1 protein-coding gene is annotated in these 2087 nt (G+C 60.6%); it reads right to left on the bottom strand.

Annotated features, from left to right (window positions below; all coding sequences use genetic code 11):
* Window positions 1-69: 69 nt before the first annotated feature.
* Window positions 70-2087 (bottom strand): calcium-binding protein (locus AB9F29_RS21170; protein ID WP_369757160.1); only part of this gene is annotated, 2018 nt, incomplete at its 5' end.

Raw genomic sequence — 2087 nt, 5'->3', positions numbered from 1 at the left:
CCAACGCCCTCGCAAACGAAAGGGGCGAGCCTCTTAAGCCCGCCCCTTTATGCATTCAATTGCGCCTCTTTAAACGAAATCAAAGTCGCTTGCGGTGAGGTCTGCGCGGTCGAGGCCGGTGAGGAAGATGCTGACCGTTGCGAAGCTAACTTGCAGTCCGGCGGCGGTATCGGTGAAGGTCAGATCCGCTAGGCTCTGGGCTCCGTTTTCGATACGCAATGTATCCAGCGCATCGAAATCGCTGATGGTATCGCTGTTTGATGCCGTGTTGAACACGAAGGTATCGGCCCCGTCTCCGCCGACAAGCCTGTCGTTTCCTGCGCCACCGTTTAGAACATCGTTATCATCACCGCCGTACAGCCTGTCGTTGCCGTTGCCGCCGTCGAGCCTGTCGTTGCCACCGCGTCCGGACAGGACATCGTTACCGTTTTGCCCCCAAAGCCCGTTGGCACCTTCGTTCCCGCCCAGAAAATCCGCCTGTGCGGAGCCCAGCAGGTTCTCGATCGAGACGTAGCTATCGCCCGTCGCTTCGCCCGTGTTGGTGCCGGTATAGCCAAGGTCCGCGCGCACTTGCGTGTTATATTCGGCGCTGTCGTAACCAGCCCCGCCATGCAGGATATCCGCGCCCGCGCCACCGTTTAGAACATCGCCTCCGTCGCCGCCGTACAGCCTGTCGTTGCCGTTGCCGCCGTCGAGCCTGTCGTTGCCACCGCGTCCGGACAGGACATCGTTACCGTTTTGCCCCCAAAGCCCGTTGGCGCCTTCGTTCCCGCCCAGAAAATCCGCCTGTGCGGAGCCCAGCAGGTTCTCGACCGAGACGTAGCTGTCGCCCGTCGCTTCGCCTGTGTTGGTGCCGGTATAGCCAAGGTCCGCGCGCACTTGCGTGTTATATTCGGCGCTGTCGTAACCAGCCCCGCCATGCAGGATATCCGCGCCCGCGCCACCGTTTAGAACGTCGTTATCATCACCGCCATACAGTTTGTCGTTGCCGTTGCCGCCATAGAGCCTGTCGTTGCCGTCGCGCCCGACCAGAACATCATCGCCGCTGCCGCCCCAAAGGGTGTTGGCGCCGCTATCTCCCGCCAGAATGTCCGCATGTGAGGACCCCAGCAGGTTCTCGACCAAGAAGTAGCTGTCGCCCGCTGCTTCGCCCGTATTGCTGCTGCTATACCCAAGATCCGCGCGCACGCCCACCGATGTATGGGAATACTCGGCCCGGTCGGTTCCATCCCCGCCGCGCAGAATATCCGCCCCCGCGCCACCGTGGAGACTGTCATTGCCTTCGCCGCCGTAGAGCGTGTCGTTATTGTCGCCACCGTACAGCGCATCATTGCCGCCACGTCCGACCAAAACGTCGTTGCCATTGTCGCCCCAGAGGGTGTTGGCCACTCCATTTCCTGCCAAATAGTCCGCGAAGTTGGAGCCCAGCAGGTTTTCGATCGAGATGTAGCTGTCGCCCGCCGCTTCGCCCGTGTTGCTGCTGCTATAGCCAATATCTGCGCGCACTTGCGAGATATATTCAGCACGGTCGATGCCTGTGCCGCCGTTGAGGACATCTGCCCCGTCACCGCCGCGCAGGCCATCATGGCCATGGCCACCTTCGAGGGTGTCGTTGCCGTCTTGACCATAGAGTAAGTCGTTGTCGTCGCCCCCCATCAGGATGTCCGTGCCGGTGCCGCCAACCAAAATGTCGTTGCCCTCCAGACCGCGCAGACGATCATTTTCTGCGGTACCTATGAGGGTATCGCCCGCCGTTGTGCCCAGCATGTCAAGGCCAGTAAAGCCCGCAACTTGGACCGCAACACTGGTCACTGCCTCATGAAATCCAGCGCCGTCATTAAAGTAAACGAGAACCGTCAGCACATGGCCTTCGTCCTCATCCGTGAGCGTATAAGTGGCCTCTTGCGCCCCTTCAAACTTCTCGCCCGAGCGCAACCATTGATAGCGCAGCGTGCCCAACCCGTCGTCATCGGCCAAGCCGCTTACATCCGCAGTCACCGTATCCCCCAGCCCAAATACCGCCGGATCGGCGTTGTCACTGACAAGAAGCACGGTCCCAGTCAGGTCGTGATTGCCATCGTCAATCG

The sequence above is a fragment of the Falsihalocynthiibacter sp. S25ZX9 genome, from assembly GCF_041205405.1.
GTDB classification, from domain to species: Bacteria; Pseudomonadota; Alphaproteobacteria; order Rhodobacterales; family Rhodobacteraceae; genus Falsihalocynthiibacter; species Falsihalocynthiibacter arcticus.
This window is presented reverse-complemented; position numbering and strand designations above follow the sequence as displayed.